The following is an 18,888-nucleotide window of genomic DNA, read 5'->3' as shown; positions in this document are numbered from 1 at the left end:
TGATCGCTGGATTGATCGCTCGGCCAACCGCTCGACCGACCGCTCGTTGGAGGACAACATCATGAGGCCCGGTGGGAACCGCGGCTGGCTGCTCCGTCTCGTCATCGCCTTCGGCTTCGCGCAGGGGGCGGTGTCGATGGCCCGGCCCGCCGTCTCCTACCGGGCCCTCGCACTGGGTGCGGACGAGCGGGCGGTCGGTGTCATCGCGGGCGTCTACGCCCTGCTCCCGCTCTTCGCCGCCGTACCGCTCGGCCGCCGCACCGACCACGGCCGCTGCGCCCCCCTGCTGCCGGTCGGCGTCGTCCTCATATCCGGCGGCTGCGTCCTGAGCGGCCTCGCCGATTCCCTCTGGGCGATGGCCCTGTGGAGCGGCGTGATGGGACTTGGCCACCTGTGCTTCGTGATCGGCGCCCAGTCGCTCGTCGCCCGCCAGTCCGCCCCGCACGAACAGGACCGCAACTTCGGTCACTTCACCATCGGCGCCTCCCTCGGCCAGCTGATCGGGCCGGTCGCGGCGGGTGTCCTGATCGGCGGCCCCGACATGGCGGCCAGCAGCGCGCTGGCGCTCGTCGTGGCGGGCGCGGGGGCGGCGGTCGCGTTCACGTCACTGTGGCGCATCGAGGACCGTACGGCCGCCAAGTCCCTTACCGCGCAAGGCGAACGCGTCCCCGTCAGCCGCATTCTCCGGGCCCGGGGAGTGCCCGCGGGCATCTTCGTCAGCCTCTCCGTGCTCTCCGCGACCGACATCCTGACGGCGTACCTCCCGGTGGTCGGCGAGCACCGGGGCATCGCGCCGTCGGTCGTCGGCGTGCTGCTGAGCCTGCGCGCGGCGGCCACCATCGCCTGCCGCCTGGTGCTGACCCCGCTGCTGCGGCTGCTCGGCCGCGCCCTGCTGCTCGCCGTCACCTGCCTGCTGGCGGCGGTGCTGTGCGCCGGGATCGCGCTGCCGGTGCCGGTGTGGACGCTGGGCCTGATACTCGTCGCCCTCGGCTTCTGCCTGGGCGTCGGCCAGCCGCTGTCCATGACGACGGTCGTCCAGGCCGCCCCCGACGGCGCCCGCTCCACCGCCCTCGCCCTGCGCCTGACCGGCAACCGCCTCGGCCAGGTCGCCGCGCCCGCCGCGGCCGGCCTGGTCGCGGGAGTGGCGGGCGTGGCCGCGCCGTTCGTGATGCTCGGGGCGTTGTTGCTGCTGTCCTCGGGCGTCGCGCTGCGGTCGCCGGACAGGTCCGCGCGGGACGGCGGCGGGCCGGCGGGCGGGGCGGTGAGCGGAGCGGCTCGGCGTCTTTGGCCGTCGTCGAGCCGGAAGAGCGACAGCCGGCGATAGCCGAGGGGGCGTACGGCGTCGCTTCCGTGATCCGCCAGGCGGGTCCGCGAGCCGCGCCCGACACCCGCCGCCCGCTGAATGTGACCGTCCGCTTTCTCACCCACTGGACCGGAGTCCCCGGATCCCGTCAAGTGTCTTCCCCCGGCCGCGCACGGTCCGTTAACTTCCGTGACTCACAGCCCCGTACGACCCGCACGGGACAATTCGACCGCGGAGCACCAGCGCCCTAGTGAGCCCCCGGGGACACTTTCATGACACTCGCCATCTCCCTGCACGACGTGAGCAAGGCCTACGCACGAGGCGTCCGCGTGGTGGACCGGCTCTCGCTGGACATCGCGCCCGGCGAGTTCCTGGTCCTGCTAGGGCCCTCCGGATGCGGCAAGTCCACGGTGCTCAGAATGATCGCCGGCCTGGAGGACATCGACGAGGGCGTGCTGCGCCTCGACGGCGAGTACGCCAACGACCTGCCGCCGTCCGGGCGGGACATCGCGATGGTCTTCCAGAACTTCGCCCTCTACCCGAGCATGACCAGCCGGGACAACATCGGCTTCCCGCTGCGGATCGAGACACCCGGCGCGGACCCGCGTCCGCGCGTGGACGCCACCGCGCGCATGCTCGGCATCGAGGACCTCCTCGACCGTTTCCCCAGCCAGCTCTCCGGCGGTGAACGCCAGCGCGTCGCCATGGGCCGGGCCATCTCCCGGCACCCGTCCGCGTTCCTCATGGACGAGCCGCTGTCCAACCTCGACGCCAAGCTCCGCAACCACCTGCGGGCCGAGATCTCCAAGCTGACCCGGGAGTTGGGCGTCACCACGGTGTACGTGACCCACGACCAGGCCGAGGCCATGTCGCTCGGCGACCGGGTCGCCGTACTGCGCGGCGGGGTGCTCCAGCAGGTCGACACCCCGCGCTCGGTCTACGCACTGCCCCGCAACGTCTTCGTCGCCGCCTTCATCGGCACCCCGCGCATCAACCTGCTGCGCGGCCTGGTCCGCGCCCCGCTCGACGGAGCGATGACCATCAGCCTCGGCAAGCAGTATCTCCGGCTGCCCGAACCCCTCTCCCTGGACCACCAGTTGCTGCGGGTGCAGCAGGGCCGCGAGGTGATCGTCGGGCTGCGCTCGGAGGCCGTCCGCATCGCCGAGCGCACCGCCGCCCGGCCCGGCGAGGTGGCGATCACCGGCCTGGTGGAGCACGTGGAGTTCCAGGGGCACGAGGTGCTGGTCCACTTCAACACCGGCTCGCGCCTGGCCGTCGTACCGGATCTGGAGGCGCCGCGCCCCGTCCCCCGTCCAGCCCGCCGCAGGCGCCGTGAGGGCAGGGTCCTGGACCGTCTGCGGGAACGCGCGGGAAGCCTGCGCGCCGGACCGGTGGTCGTCCTGGACCACGCGGCGGAGGCCGACCCCGCTCCGGTCCCGCCGGAGGGCCGCCTGCCCGGTGACCTCGTCGTGCGCACGACCCCCGACTTCGACCTCCGGCACGGCATGCAGGTCCCCCTCCTCGTCGACCTGGCCCACCTGTTCGTCTTCGACCAGCACGGTGACCGCATCTGCCCGCGGCCGGACCACTTGCCGGACCTGGAGGAGTGAGGGCGCCGGGGCTTCTAGGGTGGAAGGTGTCTGGCGCGCAAAAACTAACAACGCTAGTTTGTGAGCCGGAAGACGCAGAGCCGCGGCCCCGCCCGGGAGGAAGCACGATGAAGGCACACGACGGCATCTACATCGACGGCGCCTGGCGCCCCGCCGCCGGCCAGGACGTGATCGAGGTCGTGAACCCGGTCGACGAGCAGATCGTCGGCCGGGTCCCCGCGGGCACCGCCCTGGACGTCGACACCGCCGTACGGGCCGCCCGGGCCGCCCTCCCGGCCTGGGCCGCGACCGAACCCACCGAGCGCGCCGCGCGCCTGACCGCACTGCGGGACGTCCTCGTGGCCCGCAAGGACGAGATCGCCGAGACGGTCACCGCGGAACTCGGCTCACCCCTGGAGTTCTCGCAGGCCGTCCACGCGGGCGTCCCCATCGCGGTCGCGGGCTCGTACGCCGAACTCGCGGCGACGTACGCCTTCCAGGAGAAGGTCGGCAACTCGACCGTCCACCATGAGCCGATCGGTGTGGTCGGCGCGATCACACCCTGGAACTACCCCCTCCACCAGATCGTCGCCAAGGTCGCCCCGGCGCTCGCGGCGGGCTGCACGGTCGTCCTGAAGCCCGCCGAGGACACCCCGCTCACCGCCCAGCTCTTCGCCGAGGCGGTGCACGAGGCCGGTGTGCCCGCGGGCGTCTTCAACCTCGTCACCGGCCTCGGCCCGGTGGCCGGCCAGGCCCTCGCCGAGCACCCGGGAGTCGACCTCGTCTCCTTCACCGGCTCCACCGCCGTCGGCCGGCAGATCGGCGCCACGGCCGGTGCCGCCGTCAAGAAGGTGGCCCTGGAACTCGGCGGCAAGTCCGCCAACGTCATCCTGCCGAGCGCCGACCTCGCGAAGGCGGTGAACGTCGGTGTCGCCAACGTGATGTCCAACTCCGGCCAGACGTGCAGCGCCTGGACGCGCATGCTGGTGCACGCCTCCCGGTACGAGGAGGCGGTCGGGCTGGCCGCCAAGGCCGCCGCGAAGTACGGCGACCGCATCGGCCCGCTGGTCAACGCCAAGCAGCGGGCACGGGTGCGGAGTTACATCGACCAGGGCGTGGCGGAGGGCGCCCGCCTGGTCGCGGGCGGCACCGAATCCCCGCGCGACCACGGCTACTTCGTCGCCCCCACGGTCTTCGCCGACGTCACCCCCGACATGACGATCGCGCAGGAGGAGATCTTCGGGCCCGTCCTGTCGATCCTGCGCTACGACGACGAGGAGGACGCGCTGCGCATCGCCAACGGCACGGTGTACGGCCTCGCCGGCGCCGTCTGGGCCGGGGACGAGGCGGAGGCGGTGGCCTTCGCCCGCCGTATGGAGACCGGCCAGGTCGACATCAACGGCGGCCGCTTCAACCCGTTGGCACCCTTCGGCGGTTACAAGCAGTCGGGGGTGGGTCGCGAGCTCGGCGCGCACGGCCTGTCCGAGTACCTCCAGACCAAGTCCCTCCAGTTCTAGTCCCTCCAGCTCCAGTCCCTCCGGTTCCAGGGGAGTCGCCCATCATGGCCGTCCGTGCCGCCGTCCTGCCCGCCGTCGGCTCCGCGCTGGAGATCACCGAGATCGACCTCCCGGAGCCCGGCCCGGGCCAGGTGCGGGTCCGGCTTGCCGCCGCCGGGGTCTGCCACTCCGATCTGTCCCTGTCCGACGGGACCATGCGGGTGCCGGTCCCCGCGGTCCTCGGCCACGAGGGCGCGGGCACGGTCGTGGCCGTGGGCGAGGGGGTCACCCATGTCTCGCCCGGCGCTTCCGTCGTCCTCAACTGGGCGCCGTCCTGCGGGCGTTGCCACGCCTGCTCGCTCGGCGAGGTCTGGCTGTGCGCCAGCGCCCTCGACGGCGCGGCCGACGTGTACGCCCGCACCGTCGACGGTACCGACCTGCACCCCGGCCTGAACGTCGCCGCGTTCGCCGAGGAGACGGTGGTGTCCGCGGCCTGCGTCCTCCCGGCCCCGCCAGGAGTCCCGCTCACCGACGCGGCCCTGCTGGGCTGCGCGGTCCTCACCGGCTACGGGGCCGTCCACAACTCGGCGGAGGTACGGCCGGGGGAGACGGTGGCGGTGTTCGGCGCCGGGGGAGTGGGCCTCGCCGCCCTCCAGGCGGCCCGCATCGCCGGCGCCTCGCGGATCATCGCCGTCGACGTCTCCCCCGAGAAGGAGGAACTGGCGCGCACCGCAGGCGCCACCGACTACGTCGTCGCCTCCGACACCACGGCCCGCGAGATCCGCGCCCTCACCGGCAAACAGGGCGTCGACGTCGCCGTCGAGTGCGTGGGCCGCGCCGTCACCATCCGCACGGCCTGGGAGTCCACCCGCCGCGGCGGCCGCACCACGGTCGTCGGCATCGGCGGCAAGGACCAGCAGGTCACCTTCAACGCCCTGGAGCTCTTCCACTGGGGCCGCACGCTCTCCGGCTGCGTCTACGGCAACTCCAACCCGGCGGAGGACCTCCCGGTCCTGGCCGAACACGTACGGGCGGGCCGCCTGGACCTGGGCGCCCTGATGACGGAGCGGATCGCCCTGGACGGCATCCCGGCGGCGTTCGAGAACATGCTGGCGGGGAAGGGGGGACGGGCGCTGGTGGTCTTCTGAGGCCCAGAACACGCGTCCGGGCCGCGGTCCGGCGACCGCGGTCACGTGCGGATCGTGGCTCAGGACACGCGTCGGGCCGCGGTTCGGCGACCGCAGCCCGCACCGTGCGCCGCTGCGACCGCGACACCGCCACCCCCGCCAGGCAGAGCGCCCCGCCGGCCAGGGTGAGCGCCCCGGGTACCTCGCCCAGCACCAGCCATGACATCAGGACGACCAGCGCGGGGACCGCGTACGTCGTCGCGCCCATGCGGCCGGCGGTCGTACGGGCCAGGGCGTACGCCCAGGTCGTGAAGGCGAGCGCGGTCGGGAAGACGCCCAGGTAGACCATGTTGAGCGTGGCGGAGAGGGGCGCCTTCGCCGCCTCCTGCACCAACTGCCCGGCGAACGGCAGGCAGAGCACGGCACCGACCAGACACCCGAATGTCGTCACCTGCAGCGCGCTCGCCCGCCCAAGGGCCGGCTTCTGCGCCACGACCCCACCGGCGTACCCGACCGCCGCCAGTAGGCACAGCACCACCCCGAGCAGCGAGGAACCGCCCCCGCCCGACATCGACAGCCCCACGGTCACCGCCCCCGCGAACGACACCGACATCCCCGCCAGCAGCCGCGGCGGCATCGCGTCACCGAGCAGCCGGGCGCCCAGCAGGGCGATCAGGATGGGCCCGACGTTCACGACCAGGGCCGCCGTGCCCGCGTCGACCTGCTGCTCGCCCCAGTTGAGCACCACCATGTAGAAGCCGAACCACAGCACCCCCGACACCGCGATCCCGCGCCAGGCCGCCCGCGGCGGCCAACCCTCACGCCGTACGGCCCAGATCACCCCCAGCACGACCGTGCCCGCCAGCAGCCGTCCGAGCGCCAGCGCGCCCGGCGAGTACGCTGCGCCCGCGCTGCGGATCGAGACGAAGGCGGAGGCCCACAGCACGACGGTGACGGTGGCCGCACCGGCGGCGAGCAGCTCCGTGCGACGGGGCGGCGAGGTGTTCATCATGCTCCCGAGACTAGGAAGGGAAGGGAAGACGGGCTAGCGGATTTCGGACGGGGCGCTGCTCAGCGCAGCGCCCCTGCCTCGATCCCGAGCAGCTCGGACAGCGCGAGCTCACCGGCCGCCGTCACCTTCACGGCCCGCTCGGAGCCGATGCGCACGCACCAGCCCGCGTCCAGGGCGTGCCGGCACAGCGCCGCGCCCGCGACGCCCGCGAGGTGGGGGCGGCGCTCGGTCCAGTCGAGGCAGGCGCGGGCCAGTGGTCGCCGGCCACGCGGGTCGAGGCCGATGCCCGCGGAGTCGAACCACCGCACCCCCGCGTCCGTGAGGGCGAACCCGGTGTCCTGGCGAAGCAGCCCGCGCGTGGTCAGCGCGTCCGTGACCGCGATGCCGAGGCGGCCGGCGAGGTGGTCGTAGCAGGTGCGGCCGCGGGCCATCGCCGACCCGGCGCTCGACTCCCGTAGATTCCGCGGGCGCCGGGTGCCCTCAGGCGCTCCCTGGGCCACCAGGTCCTCCACCAGCTGTGCGGCCCGCGCGTCGGCCAGTCGTACGTACCGGTGCCGGCCCTGCCGTTCCTCGGCGAGCAGCCCGCCCGCGACCAGCCTGCTCAGGTGCTCGCTGAGCGTCGACGCGGCGACGCCCGCGTGCCGGGCCAGCTCACCGGCGGTCCACGCCCGCCCGTCGAGCAGCGCCAGCAGACAGGCGGCCCGTGTCTCGTCGGCGATCAGCGCGGCGAACCGGGCCAGCTGAGCGGCCTGAGGGTCCCTGGTGGTCATGCGTCCCAGCATGGGGCACGGACCTTTCGGCGCCCACCGAAGTGTCGTTACGCGGTCTGCCGCACCTGCGCGTACTGCTGCGCCAGCCCGTCCAGCAGCGCCGTCAGCCCGGTCTCGAAGGCCCGCTCGTCGATCTTCTCCTGCTGCTCGGCGAGAAGGTGCGCCTGCCCGAGGTGAGGGTAGTCGGCGGGGTCGTACGCGCTCTCGTCGTCCACGAACCCGCCGGCGAACGAGCCGAGCGCCGAACCCATGACGAAGTACCGCATCAGCGCGCCGATCGAGGTGGCCTGCGCGGGCGGCCAGCCCGCCTCGACCATCGCGCCGTAGACCGCGTCCGCGAGCCGCAGGCCGGCCGGACGGCGGCCGGGGCCGTGGGCGAGCACCGGGACGATGTTCGGGTGCTCGCGCAGGGCGGCGCGGTAGGAGACGGCCCAGTCGTGCAGCGCCGTCCGCCAGTCCCGGTCGTCCTCGAACATCGACAGGTCGACCTGGGCGCTCACCGAGTCGGCGACCGCCTCCAGGATCTCGTCCTTCGTACGGAAATGGTTGTACAGCGAAGGCCCGCTCACCCCCAGTTCGGCGGCGAGCCGGCGCGTGGAGACCGCCGCCAGGCCCTCCGCGTCCACGAGGGTGCGCGCCGTCTCGACGATCCGGTCGGTGCTGAGGAGGGGCTTGCGCGGTCGGGCCATGGCGCACATAGTAGGGCTGCAGCTGGAAACTAGCAGTGCTAATTTAAATGTACGGCTTTCAAGGTCTTTTGTGTCCCGTTTGCGTGTGATGTGGGGTGACTCGGCATGAACCTGGAGCTCAGCGAGGAGCAGACCGCCGTCCGGCGGCTCGCCCGGGACTTCGTGGACCGCGAGATCGCCCCCCATGTCATCGCCTGGGACCGGGCCGAGGAGGTCGACCGGGGCATCGTGAAGAAGCTCGGCGAGGTCGGCTTCCTGGGTCTGACGATCGACGAGGAGTACGGCGGCTCCGGCGGCGACCACCTCGCGTACTGCCTGGTGACCGAGGAACTCGGCCGCGGTGACTCGTCGGTGCGCGGCATCGTGTCGGTCTCGCTCGGTCTGGTCGCCAAGAGCATCGCGTCCTGGGGGAGCGAGGAGCAGAAGCGGCGCTGGCTGCCGGGTCTCACGTCCGGTGAGTACGTCGGCTGCTTCGGTCTCACCGAGCCCGGCACCGGTTCCGACGCCGGCAGCCTCGCCACGCGCGCGGTCCGCGACGGCGAGGACTACGTCATCAACGGCACCAAGATGTTCATCACGAACGGCACCTGGGCCGACGTCGTCCTGCTCTTCGCCCGCTCCACCGACGCCCCCGGCCACAAGGGCGTCTCCGCCTTCCTCGTCCCGACCGACACCCCCGGCCTGACCCGCCGCACCATCCACGGCAAGCTCGGCCTGCGCGGCCAGGCCACCGCCGAACTGGTGCTGGAAGACGTCCGCGTCCCCGCCTCCGCGCTGCTCGCGCCCGAGGGCAAGGGCTTCTCGGTCGCCATGTCCGCGCTGGCCAAGGGCCGGATGTCGGTCGCGGCGGGCTGCGTCGGCATAGCTCAGGCGGCGCTGGACGCGGCGGTGACATACGCGGGTGAGCGCGAGCAGTTCGGGAAGACCATCGCCCACCACCAGCTGGTCCAGGAACTGATCAGTGACATCGCCGTGGACGTCGACGCCGCCCGGCTGCTGACCTGGCGGGTCGCCGACCTGATCGACCGGGGCCTGCCCTTCACCACAGAGTCCTCCAAGGCCAAGCTCTTCGCCTCCGAGGCGGCCGTGCGCGCCGCCAACAACGCCCTCCAGGTCTTCGGCGGTTACGGCTACATCGACGAGTACCCGGCGGGCAAGCTGCTGCGCGACGCCCGCGTGATGACCCTCTACGAGGGCACCAGCCAGATCCAGAAGCTGGTCATCGGCCGTGCGCTGACCGGAGTTTCGGCCTTCTGAGTACCTCTCCGTACGTCGCTGAGTACCTCGGCGGATGTGGCACGGGCCGCGTCCGCCGACGCTTGTCCCCATGAGTGACACACCCGTCAAGCAGCAGAACACGGCAGCCTTCTACGGCCAGGCCGTCGCGTCCTTCTCCGTCGCCATGGCGGCCACCGCGATCGGCATTTTCAAGCTGAACGCCGACGCCTGGGTGCGGGCCTTCCTGGGCGTCGCCGTCCTGTATCTGGTCACCTCGGCCTTCACGCTGGCCAAGGTGATCCGGGACCGACAGGAGTCGGCCGTCAGGATGTACAGCCCCTTCGAAAAGCTCTGAGCGGGGACGCTAAGCGGTTGCTCACCTTCGGCGGTATGGTGTAGCTCCGGTACCGAGAGGGGCGAACGAGCGATGAGTGCGGCGGAGGACACGGCCGGCGGTGAGAGCGAGCCGTGGGGCGAGGTCACCCCTGACGCGGCCCGGCGGCTGCTGGTGGCCGCCGTGGAGGCCTTCGCCGAGCGCGGCTACCACGCGACGACGACCCGTGACATCGCGGGCCGCGCCGGGATGAGCCCGGCCGCGCTCTACATCCACTACAAGACCAAGGAAGAGCTGCTCCACCGCATCAGCCGGATCGGCCATGACAAGTCGCTCGAGATCCTGCGCACGGCGGCCCGGGGCGAGGGCAGCGCGACGGAGCGGCTCGCCGACGCGGTGAGCTCCTTCGTGCGCTGGCACGCCGGGGGGCGCACCACCGCGCGGGTCGTGCAGTACGAACTGGACTCGCTCGGCCCGGACGCCCGCGCCGAGATCCTCGCCCTGCGCCGTCAGGTGAACGCCGAGGTGCGCGGGATCATCGAGGAGGGGGCGGCGAGCGGCGAGTTCGACGTACTCGATGTGCGCGGCACCACCCTCGCCGTGCTCTCCCTCTGCATCGACGTCGCCCGCTGGTTCAACGTCGACGGCCCCCGCACGCCCGACGAGGTCGGCGCGCTGTACGCCGACCTCGTGCTGCGGATGGTGGGGGCGAAGTAACCGCCCGCGGCGCTCAGACGTAGTACCGGGACACCGACTCGGCCACGCACACCGGCTTGTCGCCGCCCTCGCGCTCCACCGTGAAGGCGACGGAGACCTGGACGCCGCCGGGTACGTCGTCGACGCCGGTGATGGTCGCCGTGGCGCGCAGCCGCGAGCCGACCGGGACGGGGGCGGGGAAGCGGACCTTGTTCGTCCCGTAGTTGACGCCCATCTTCACGCCCTCGACCGAGATCAGCTGCGGCCCGAACAGCGGCAGCAGCGACAGGGTCAGATACCCGTGCGCGATCGTGGTCCCGAACGGCCCCGCGGCCGCCTTCTCGGGGTCGACGTGGATCCACTGGTGGTCGCCGGTGGCCTCGGCGAAGAGGTCGATCCGCTTCTGGTCGACTTCCAGCCAGTCGGTGTACCCCAGCTGCTCGCCCACCGCAGCCTTCAGCTCATCGGCTGACGTGAAGATCCTCGGCTCTGCCATGTCCCGGCCTCTCGCGTCACGTATGTTCCTGCTCATGTCTAAGCAACTGCTTAGCATGCTCGGGTCGGCGTCCCCTGTCAACGGACCGCGGGGGTGACGTGGTGGGTAGGGTTCGAGGAGTGCCCCAGATTCCCGAGAAGATCCACGAGCTCACGGTCGGCCAGCTCGCCGCCCGCAGCGGCGCCGCCGTCTCCGCCCTGCACTTCTACGAGTCCAAGGGTCTGATCAGCAGCCGCCGCACCACCGGCAATCAACGCCGCTACTCGCGTGACGCCCTGCGCCGCGTCGCTTTCGTCCGGGCCGCCCAGCGCGTCGGCATCCCGCTGGCCACGATTCGCGAGGCCCTCGCCGAACTCCCCGAGGAACGCACGCCCACCCGGGCGGACTGGGCCCGCCTCTCCGAGACCTGGCGATCCGAACTGGACGAGCGCATCAAACAGCTCAACCGCCTCCGCGACCACCTCACCGACTGCATCGGCTGCGGCTGCCTCTCCCTGAGCTCCTGCGTCCTGTCCAACCCGGACGACGCGTTCGGCGAACGACGGTCGGGCTCGCGCCTGATGGTGGAACACCGGACCCGGGAGGGGGTTCAGGAGCCGGAGGCCCGCTCCTGAACCGACCCCCGGGACTTCGCTCACTCTCATGGCCTCCAACTGTCGGACGGGAAAGGGGTGGAGCGACCCGATCAGCGCCTGGTAGCGTCCCTGTCTTCGGCCGACGGCGACGCCGCGCACGGAGTCCTGACGGGGATGAATCCCATGCCTTCGCCCGCCCTTTCCGCCGCCCTCACGGAGATCGACACGGTCTTCGACGGCTTCGCCTCCCCGGACGAGACCGGCTGTGGTCTCTGTCATCTGCCCGAGGAGACCGCGTACCTGCGCACGCCGAACACCCAGGTCCCGTTGGACGTGCTGCAGAGGTACACCTTCGAGGTGCCCGACCACTTCGACGACCACGCCGCGGCGATGCGCCGACTGCTGCCGCAGGGGGCGCGGGCGCTGGCGGACGGCAGTCTGCACGGGCTCGGTTACGGGTGCCACGGTCTGATCCGGGCGGGCTGGCGTTCCTGGCCGGCCGAGCAGGCCGCCGCGATCGACGCGTTCCTGCGGGCCTGGTGGCAGGACGCCCTCACGGATCCCGAGCCGCCGCACCCGATCGACCAGGTCTTCGCCACCTGTGCCACCATCGCCGACACCGTGACGCCGTTCCTCGACGGCTGGGTCGAGGGCCCGGTCGGCGCCGCGCACCTCGCGCACTGCGCCGACGTCTGGCTCTACGACCTGCTCTCCGACTGCTCACCGTTCAGTTGGTGGTACCGCGACAGTGAGGAGACGGCCGTCGCGGACCTGCGGACGTGGCTCGTCCGGCACGGCTCCGGGCGCCTGCGTGCCCTGGGTGAGTCCGGCCTGGCGATCCGCGCCGAACTCCTCGCCGTCCCCTACGACGAGTGCTGGGACCACCCGTACTGGGCCGGCGCCTCCGCCACCGACTGAGCGTCGGACGAGGCACGTCGGCCGTCCGGCAGGAGCGGTGTGTCCTCCAGGCCCATGCGCGTCGCAAGGCCGAGTCGCGCGACCAGGCGCAGCGCCGGTCGGACACCGCCGTCGGCGGCGCCCCGGCGCCCGTCGAGACGGACCTGCACCATGTCCCGATGGTGCCGGCGGCGCGAAACACGGCGGCGCGAAACACGGGGGTGCGGCATCCCCGGCGCACCCCCGGCGTGCTCTCAGGCCGACATCAGCATCGCCCGCCCCCGCCTGGCGTACGCCAGGGCCTCGGGCGTGAGTACGGGCCGCGGTACGAGTATTCCGCAGTCCGCGCAGACCGGACCCGACGACGGTTCGTGGTCCAGGTCGTACTTCCAGAACAGGCGCTCCCCGGCACACACCGGGCAGGTCACGCCCGGTTCGCGTTCCAGCGCCGCGATCAGTCGGCGCAGTACCTCGCCGAGCGGCGCACGGGGGTGGACCCGGGGGTTGTCGCACCAGGCGACACCGAAACCGCCCCAGGTCAGCCGGTGCCAGTCGTCCACGGTGCCCGGCCTGCGCAGCCCGTCGTACTTCTCCTTCTTGCGGCGCTCGGCGAACTCGACCTCATAGTCGAGCCATACCGCCCGCGCCTCCTCCAGCTCCTCCAACGCGGCCACGAGCCGCGCAGGATCGGGAGAGCGGTCCTCGGGGCCGAACCCTGACCGGGAGCACAAATGGTCCCAGGTCGCCCTGTGCCCGTAAGGAGCGAACCGCTCGAGGCACTTGCGCAGCGAGTAGCGCCGCAGCGCCAGATCGCAGCGCGGGTCGCGCACCTGTCTCGCCAGACTCCGGAAACCGGCCATCGCCTTGCACCTCCGTCACACCTGCACCTGCACTTCGGTCACTTCGGCGTCGTCGTACGGACGTTGCCGAATAGACGTATCGACACGCGATTCGGCTCCATCCGATTTCCGATCGCCCCCATAAGCCGGAGCGACGACTCCAAAAAGTGACGCATGTTCATCTTCACTCCCGGGGATACCGGCGGTAACGTCCGTGCACCCCCGTCGCTAGGAGCTGCCATGCCTGGGCGCACCCCACGAACCACTCTCGACAGACTGAGAACTCCCGGCAGATTTCCCGGGTTCCTGAAGACGGCATCCATATGCGTCTTGATTGCCGGTCTTTTGTCCCCGCTTTCCCAGGCGGCGGTCGCCGCCGAGGCGACGGCGGCCAACGACTACTGCGGCGGGCAGTGTTCCGACATCCTGCCGCCGGGCGAGAACGGCAACGCCACGCTCGCGCAGATCCTCCTCAACCAGGCCTTCGGCACCCAGCCCTCCCATGCCGAGGACCAGCTGGGCCCCTACGCCAACCTGGCCACGGGCTACTCCACGCTCACCACCGACAAGATCAACACGTTCTTCAACGACGCGTCGTTCGGCGTTCCGTCCGATCAAGTCGCCTCCACCGAGAGTCCCGCGGGCCGCAGCGACGTGTCGATCGTCCGCGACAAGAAGACGGGCGTGCCGCACATCACCGGTACCACTCGATACGGCACGGAGTTCGGCGCCGGTTATGCCGCGGCTGAGGACCGGCTGTGGCTCATGGACGTCTTCCGTCACGTCGGGCGCGGCCAGCTGACCACGTTCGCGGGCGGCGCGGCCTCCAACCAGGGTCTTGAGCAGGAGTTCTACCGCAACGCGCCGTACACCGAGGCCGACCTCCAGGCCCAGATCGACAACGCCGTCGCCGGCAACGGCACCCGCGGCCAGCAGGCCCTCGCCGACGCCAACGCCTACCTCGCCGGCATCAACGCGTACATCGACGCCTCCGACAGTGGCCGTTACTTCCCCGGCGAGTACGTCCTCACCGGCCACAAGGACTCGATCACCAACGCCGGCACCATCGACCACTTCAAGATCACCGACCTGGTGGCGCTGGCCTCGGTGATCGGTTCGCTGTTCGGCTCCGGCGGCGGCGGCGAGGTCAACAACGCCATCTCCCTGCTCGCCGCCCAGGCCAAGTACGGCGTGGCCGAGGGCACCAAGGTCTGGGAGTCCTTCCGCGAGCGCAACGACGCCGAGGCCGCCCTCACCGTCCACAACGGCGAGAGCTTCCCGTACGCCGCCAAGCCCGACGACCCGCAGGGCGAGGCCCTGCCCGACGCCGGTTCGGTGACTCAGGAACCGCTGGTCTACGACCGTACGGGCAGCGCGGCCACCGCCACGGCGACCACCGCCTCCACCACCGCGGCGGCCACCACGCTCAGTTCCGCCAAGCGCGGCATGTCCAACGCCCTCGTGGTGAGCGGCAAGTCCACCGCCAGCGGCCACCCGATCGCCGTCTTCGGCCCGCAGACCGGCTACTTCGCCCCGCAGCTGCTCATGCTCCAGGAGATCCAGGGCCCGGGCATCAGCGCCCGCGGCGCCTCCTTCGCGGGGCTGGGCATGTACGTCGAGCTGGGCCGCGGCCAGGACTACGCGTGGAGCGCCACGACCTCCGGCCAGGACATCATCGACACGTACGCCGTCGAACTGTGCCAGGACGACTACCACTACCTGTATCACGGCACCTGCACGGCGATGGAGACGGTCGAGCGGAAGAACGCCTGGACCCCGACGACGGCCGACGGCACCGCGGCCGGCTCGTACACGATGCGGGTCTACCGCACGAAGTACGGGCCGGTGGAGTACCGGGCGACCGTCGGCGGCAAGAAGGTCGCCTACACCACCCTGCGCTCCTCCTATATGCACGAAGCCGACTCGATCATCGGCTTCCAGATGCTCAACGACCCCGACTACGTCAAGAGCCCGGAGACCTTCCAGTCCGCGGTGCAGCACATCAACTTCACCTTCAACTGGTTCTACGCCGACTCGACGCACACCGCGTACTACAACAGCGGCAACAACCCGGTGCGCGCGAGCGGCGTCGACGCCGAGTTCCCGGTGTGGGCGCAGGCGGCGTACGAGTGGAAGAACTGGGACCCGGCGACCAACACCGCCGACTACACACGGGCGTCCGCCCACCCCAACTCCATCGACCAGGACTACTACATCTCCTGGAACAACAAGCAGGCCAAGGACTACGCGACCGCGTCCTGGGGTGACGGTTCGGTGCACCGGGGCAATCTGCTCGAGGACCGGGTGAAGAAGCTGGTCGCGGCCGGCGGGGTGACCAGGACGGCCCTGGTGAAGGCGATGGCGGACGCGGCGCTCGCGGACCTGCGGGCCGAGGACGTGCTGCCGGACCTGCTGAAGGTCGTCAACAGCTCGACGGTCACCGACTCCACGGCCGCGGCGGCGGTCAGCAAGCTCCAGGCCTGGGTCACGGCCGGCGCCAAGCGCACGGAGACGTCGGCGGGTTCGAAGACGTACGCCAACGCCGACGCGATCCGCATCCTGGACGCCTGGTGGCCGCTGCTGGTGAAGGCCGAGTTCGAACCCGGCCTCGGCAGCGACCTGTACACCGCCTTCGGCAACAACCTGCCGATCGACGAGACCCCGTCGGCCGCTCACGGCCCGACCGGCGCGCACGCCGGAAGCTCCTTCCAGTACGGCTGGTGGAGCTATGTCGACAAGGACATCCGGGCGGTGCTCGGTGAGTCCGTGTCGGGGCCGCTCGCACAGAAGTACTGCGGCGGCGGCAGCCTCACCTCCTGCCGGGACACCCTCATCAGCACCCTGAAGCAGGCGGCGGGCCTGACCGCCGCCCAGGTCTACCCCGGCGACGACCTGTGCGCGGCGGGCAACCAGTGGTGCGCCGACTCGATCGTCCAGCGCACCCTCGGCGGCATCAAGCACGGCAACATCAGCTGGCAGAACCGGCCCACCTACCAGCAGGTGGTGGAGTTCACCTCACACCGGTAACGCCCGGACGGCGGCGGGCCGACTCAGCGGACGCGGCCCGCCGCCAGCACCACCTGTGCCAGCTCCCGGTGCACGATGTCGCTGTGGGCGCCGGTCGGCGGGCCTCCGCGCCTGACCACTGCCGCCGCGTCGACGTTGACGCATCCCGAGGCGGGCAGGGGTCCGCGCAGAGCGTCGGCGAGTTTCACCGCGCGCGTGCCCGGGACCGCCTGGACGCCGTCGTGGCCCATGGCGCCCCACTTGGCGCCCAGCACCCGGGCGACGTCGAAGCCCTCGGTCAGCCCCTGCGCGTCGCCCGCCATGCGGGAGGCCAGCGGGTACAGCGTGCCGAGGGCCGAGTCATGGCTGGAGTGGCAGCACACCAGGGGGCCGTCGATGCGGTTCTGCTGGCCCTGCAACACGCCTCCCGCGCGCGCGTCGTGGGGCAGGCGGGTGGCGAACGCGTAGTGGGAGAAGGCTCCTTGCAGCAGGGTCACGGACTTCACCGTGCGGACGCCCTCGGGCAGCCCGCGCAGGGCGAACGACACCAGACGCCCACCGAAACTGTGCCCCACCAGGTGCACCCGCACCTCCGGTGCCGCGCCCGCCAGTTGACCGATCACCCGCCCCAGCCCGCGCTCGCCCACCGTCCCGGCGCGCCGCTTCATCGCGTAGTACGTCCCCTGCCGCAGCAGTTCGTGCGCCCCGTCCCACGGGTTGGGCACCGTGAACTCCGCTGTGCCGTCCGGGGATTCGAGCCGGGCCAGCGCCTGCGCGAACTCCTCGCACATCGCCGCCACGGAACCGGAGAACATCTCGGGCTCGTCCTGCGGCACTCCTTCCGCCAGTGTGTCCGCCGCGAACAGGGCCTGCGGCCCGGGCGGCACCACCTCCACCAGCAGCCGGACCAGCCGCCCGAACTCCTCCAGTTCGGCCTCCTCGCGCGACTGCTGCTCCAGCAGCCGGGCCAGCTGCTCGACGATGATCGCCCGGCCCGGGAAGGTCTCCAGCAGCGCGTGGCGGGTGTCCTTGTCGAGCGCCGGGCGGCGGGTCGTCCCGGCCGCCACCGACCGCGGGAAGTCCGGGATCGGCTCGTCGGAGAACCGCATCGAGGGCCACACCACGCCCGCGTAGCCGAGCCTGGCCGTCGGCGCGAGCTCGGGGAACGGGGCGAAGAAGCGGCTGTAGAGCCGGGTCGCCCCGGAGCGGTCGTTGTTCCAGCCGTGCGCGAAGACGACCAGGTCGCGCACGCCACGCCGGGTCACGTCGGCCAGCAGCCGGTCCCGCTCCGGGCCGGCCACGTCGCCGTCCGCGTCGAAGGTGAGCTCCCAGTACGGCGTCACACTCATCGCCGGCTCTGCCATGACAGGCCCCTTCGTCCCCCGTGGTGATGCGCCATGGGCGCATGGTCCTGCCAACGGGGGACATTGGCCATACGTCACGGGTCATCCGTACAGCAGATACTCCTCGCGCACCCGCCGGAACGCCGCCAGCTCCTCCTGCCAGCCCGCCACCACCTCGTCGGTGCTCGCGCCCGCGTCGATCGCGGTGCGCACCTGAGTGGAGCCCGTGAGTTTGTCGATCCAGTTGTCGGAGCGCCAGGCGAAGCCGCTCCAGGCCTGCTTGGCGGTCACCAGGAGCGCGATCCCGGTGCGCACCGGGTCGTAGGCTTCGCGGTCGTGCACATGGATCTGCACGCCCCCGATGGTCTTCCCCTGGAACTTGGAGAACGTGGGCGCGAAGTACGCCTCCCTGAAGCGCACGCCCGGCAGCCCGAGCGCGTTCACCGCGGCGGCCCACTTCCCGTCGATCCCCTCCGCGCCCAGCAGCTCGAAGGGCCGGGTCGTGCCGCGCCCCTCCGACAGGTTCGTCCCCTCGAAGAGACAGGTGCCCGCGTACGCCAGGGCGGTGTCGGGCGTCGGCATGTTCGGGCTCGGGGGCACCCAGGGCAGCCCGGAGGCGTCGAACCACTGCGACCGCTTCCACCCGGTCATCAGTACGGTGTCCAGCGTCACCGGTGCGGTCAGGAACTCCCCGTTGAACAGTCGCGCCAGCTCCGCGACCGTCATCCCGTGCGCCTGCGCGATCGGCTGCCGGCCGACGAACGTCGCGAACTCCTTGTGCAGGACCGGCCCCTGCGCCGCGCGCCCGGTCAGCGGATTCGGCCGGTCCAGGACCACGAACCGCTTGCCCGCGAGCTGCGCGGCCTCCATGCAGTCGTACAGGGTCCAGATGTACGTGTAGAAGCGCGCGCCCGCGTCCTGGATGTCGAAGACGACGGTGTCGACGCCGGACGCGGTGAACACGTCGGCCAGCGCCTGGCCGCTCTTCAGGTAGGTGTCGTAGACCGGCAGCCCCGTCGCCGGGTCGTCGTAGCGGCCCTCGGAGCCGCCCGCCTGCGCGGTGCCGCGGAAGCCGTGCTCGGGGCCGAAGACGGCGACCAGGTTCACCCGGTCGTCGGCATGCATGACGTCCACGATGTGGCGTACGTCCCTGGTGATGCCGGTCGGGTTGGTGACGATGCCGGTGCGCCGGCCGCTGAGCTGGGCGTAGCCGTTCGCGGCCAGGCGTTCGAACCCGGTGCGTAGGTCCCTGTGGGGCTCGGCCGTGGGTGTGCTGGGCGTGAGTGACGCGGTTGCCGCAGTTGCCGCGGTTGCCGCGGTTGCCGATGCGAGCAGACTTCGTCTGGAGAGGCGCATAGGGGTCCTCCTGAGTGGTGACGTTGCGGGCCGTTCGTGGCTGGTGACGTCGCGCGGCGGAGCCGCATGCCGATACGGCCCCGCGCCCCTCAGGGTCCTCCAGGGACCCTTCCTTTGGCGCATACCGACCGGTTAGTCTGTC

Annotated in this window: 17 protein-coding genes and 2 pseudogenes; 11 read left to right on the top strand and 8 right to left on the bottom strand. The window is 71.5% G+C overall.

Annotated features, from left to right (window positions below):
* The first annotated feature begins 61 nt into the window (after nucleotides 1-61).
* The 4 genes from ABT114_RS19975 (at nucleotide 62) to ABT114_RS19960 (ending at nucleotide 5,536) form a co-directional block, all read left to right on the top strand.
* Nucleotides 62-1,324: an MFS transporter gene (locus ABT114_RS19975; RefSeq protein WP_351144128.1), complete on the top strand. Its 1,263-nt coding sequence runs from the start codon at nucleotides 62-64 to the stop codon at nucleotides 1,322-1,324.
* Nucleotides 1,325-1,575: 251 nt separating this feature from the next.
* A complete protein-coding gene (locus tag ABT114_RS19970; protein WP_351144127.1) occupies nucleotides 1,576-2,913 on the top strand; it encodes an ABC transporter ATP-binding protein in 1,338 nt (445 codons plus the stop codon).
* Between the two features lie 107 nt (nucleotides 2,914-3,020).
* Complete coding sequence (locus ABT114_RS19965) at nucleotides 3,021-4,409, top strand: aldehyde dehydrogenase family protein (protein ID WP_351144126.1); 1,389 nt, start codon at nucleotides 3,021-3,023, stop codon at nucleotides 4,407-4,409.
* Nucleotides 4,410-4,453: 44 nt separating this feature from the next.
* On the top strand, nucleotides 4,454-5,536 hold the full coding sequence (locus ABT114_RS19960) for a Zn-dependent alcohol dehydrogenase (protein WP_351144125.1): 1,083 nt from the start codon (nucleotides 4,454-4,456) through the stop codon (nucleotides 5,534-5,536).
* Between the two features lie 31 nt (nucleotides 5,537-5,567).
* Here ABT114_RS19960 and ABT114_RS19955 read toward each other — a convergent pair.
* Nucleotides 5,568-6,461, bottom strand: a pseudogene (locus ABT114_RS19955) (DMT family transporter); the annotation flags it as partial.
* Between ABT114_RS19955 and ABT114_RS19950 the strand changes: the two are divergent.
* Nucleotides 6,370-6,564 carry a hypothetical protein gene (locus ABT114_RS19950; RefSeq protein WP_351144235.1) on the top strand — a complete coding sequence of 65 codons (195 nt, stop codon included), beginning with the start codon at nucleotides 6,370-6,372 and terminating at the stop codon, nucleotides 6,562-6,564. The pseudogene ABT114_RS19955 and the gene ABT114_RS19950 overlap by 92 nt on opposite strands.
* A gap of 22 nt (nucleotides 6,565-6,586) precedes the next feature.
* On the opposite strand, the gene ABT114_RS19945 is transcribed toward ABT114_RS19950, so the two are convergent.
* Together ABT114_RS19945 and ABT114_RS19940 are read right to left on the bottom strand one after the other, a co-directional pair.
* Nucleotides 6,587-7,309 (bottom strand): ArsR/SmtB family transcription factor, encoded by a 723-nt coding sequence (locus ABT114_RS19945; RefSeq protein ID WP_502988345.1) that lies wholly within the window; start codon nucleotides 7,307-7,309, stop codon nucleotides 6,587-6,589.
* A 35-nt stretch (nucleotides 7,310-7,344) separates the two neighbouring features.
* The gene (locus ABT114_RS19940) at nucleotides 7,345-7,986 is read right to left on the bottom strand and encodes a TetR/AcrR family transcriptional regulator (protein ID WP_351144123.1); all 642 of its coding nucleotides are present in this window, start codon (nucleotides 7,984-7,986) and stop codon (nucleotides 7,345-7,347) included.
* A gap of 105 nt (nucleotides 7,987-8,091) precedes the next feature.
* Here ABT114_RS19940 and ABT114_RS19935 point away from each other — a divergent pair, with 105 nt between their 5' ends.
* The 3 genes from ABT114_RS19935 to ABT114_RS19925 all read left to right on the top strand — a co-directional run bounded on the left by ABT114_RS19935 (nucleotide 8,092) and on the right by ABT114_RS19925 (nucleotide 10,255).
* The gene (locus ABT114_RS19935) at nucleotides 8,092-9,243 is read left to right on the top strand and encodes an acyl-CoA dehydrogenase family protein (RefSeq protein WP_351144122.1); all 1,152 of its coding nucleotides are present in this window, start codon (nucleotides 8,092-8,094) and stop codon (nucleotides 9,241-9,243) included.
* Between the two features lie 70 nt (nucleotides 9,244-9,313).
* Nucleotides 9,314-9,559 (top strand): YiaA/YiaB family inner membrane protein, encoded by a 246-nt coding sequence (locus ABT114_RS19930; RefSeq protein ID WP_351144121.1) that lies wholly within the window; start codon nucleotides 9,314-9,316, stop codon nucleotides 9,557-9,559.
* A gap of 72 nt (nucleotides 9,560-9,631) precedes the next feature.
* On the top strand, nucleotides 9,632-10,255 hold the full coding sequence (locus ABT114_RS19925; RefSeq protein WP_351144120.1) for a TetR/AcrR family transcriptional regulator: 624 nt from the start codon (nucleotides 9,632-9,634) through the stop codon (nucleotides 10,253-10,255).
* 13 nt (nucleotides 10,256-10,268) lie between these two features.
* Here the strand turns inward: ABT114_RS19925 and ABT114_RS19920 are convergent, their stop codons facing one another.
* The gene (locus tag ABT114_RS19920; protein WP_351144119.1) at nucleotides 10,269-10,730 is read right to left on the bottom strand and encodes a MaoC family dehydratase; all 462 of its coding nucleotides are present in this window, start codon (nucleotides 10,728-10,730) and stop codon (nucleotides 10,269-10,271) included.
* A 119-nt stretch (nucleotides 10,731-10,849) separates the two neighbouring features.
* Between ABT114_RS19920 and soxR the strand changes: the two genes are divergently transcribed.
* Complete coding sequence (gene soxR, locus ABT114_RS19915; protein WP_351144118.1) at nucleotides 10,850-11,344, top strand: redox-sensitive transcriptional activator SoxR; 495 nt, start codon at nucleotides 10,850-10,852, stop codon at nucleotides 11,342-11,344.
* Nucleotides 11,345-11,488: 144 nt separating this feature from the next.
* Nucleotides 11,489-12,223, top strand: a complete 735-nt coding sequence (locus ABT114_RS19910) for a hypothetical protein (RefSeq protein ID WP_351144117.1) — start codon at nucleotides 11,489-11,491, stop codon at nucleotides 12,221-12,223.
* Here ABT114_RS19910 and ABT114_RS19905 read toward each other — a convergent pair.
* Nucleotides 12,169-12,336: pseudogene (locus ABT114_RS19905) on the bottom strand (3-keto-5-aminohexanoate cleavage protein); the annotation flags it as partial. The gene ABT114_RS19910 and the pseudogene ABT114_RS19905 sit on opposite strands and share 55 nt — an antisense overlap.
* Nucleotides 12,337-12,456: 120 nt before the next feature.
* On the bottom strand, nucleotides 12,457-13,062 hold the full coding sequence (locus tag ABT114_RS19900) for a hypothetical protein (RefSeq protein WP_351144116.1): 606 nt from the start codon (nucleotides 13,060-13,062) through the stop codon (nucleotides 12,457-12,459).
* Nucleotides 13,063-13,281: 219 nt separating this feature from the next.
* On the opposite strand from ABT114_RS19900, the gene ABT114_RS19895 reads away from it, so the two are divergent.
* Nucleotides 13,282-16,068, top strand: coding sequence for a penicillin acylase family protein (locus ABT114_RS19895; protein WP_351144115.1), 2,787 nt, complete (start codon nucleotides 13,282-13,284; stop codon nucleotides 16,066-16,068).
* 23 nt (nucleotides 16,069-16,091) lie between these two features.
* Here ABT114_RS19895 and ABT114_RS19890 read toward each other — a convergent pair whose 3' ends face one another.
* Together ABT114_RS19890 and ABT114_RS19885 are read right to left on the bottom strand one after the other, a co-directional pair.
* A complete protein-coding gene (locus ABT114_RS19890) occupies nucleotides 16,092-17,411 on the bottom strand; it encodes a serine-threonine protein kinase (RefSeq protein WP_351144114.1) in 1,320 nt (439 codons plus the stop codon).
* 81 nt (nucleotides 17,412-17,492) lie between these two features.
* On the bottom strand, nucleotides 17,493-18,746 hold the full coding sequence (locus tag ABT114_RS19885; RefSeq protein ID WP_351144113.1) for an exo-beta-N-acetylmuramidase NamZ family protein: 1,254 nt from the start codon (nucleotides 18,744-18,746) through the stop codon (nucleotides 17,493-17,495).
* Nucleotides 18,747-18,888: the final 142 nt, after the last annotated feature.

The sequence above is a fragment of the Streptomyces sp. NPDC002088 genome (assembly GCF_040296605.1).
Classification (GTDB): Bacteria; Actinomycetota; Actinomycetes; order Streptomycetales; family Streptomycetaceae; genus Streptomyces.
Note: the sequence above shows the minus strand (reverse complement) of the source record. Positions and strands in the feature narration are given on the sequence as shown.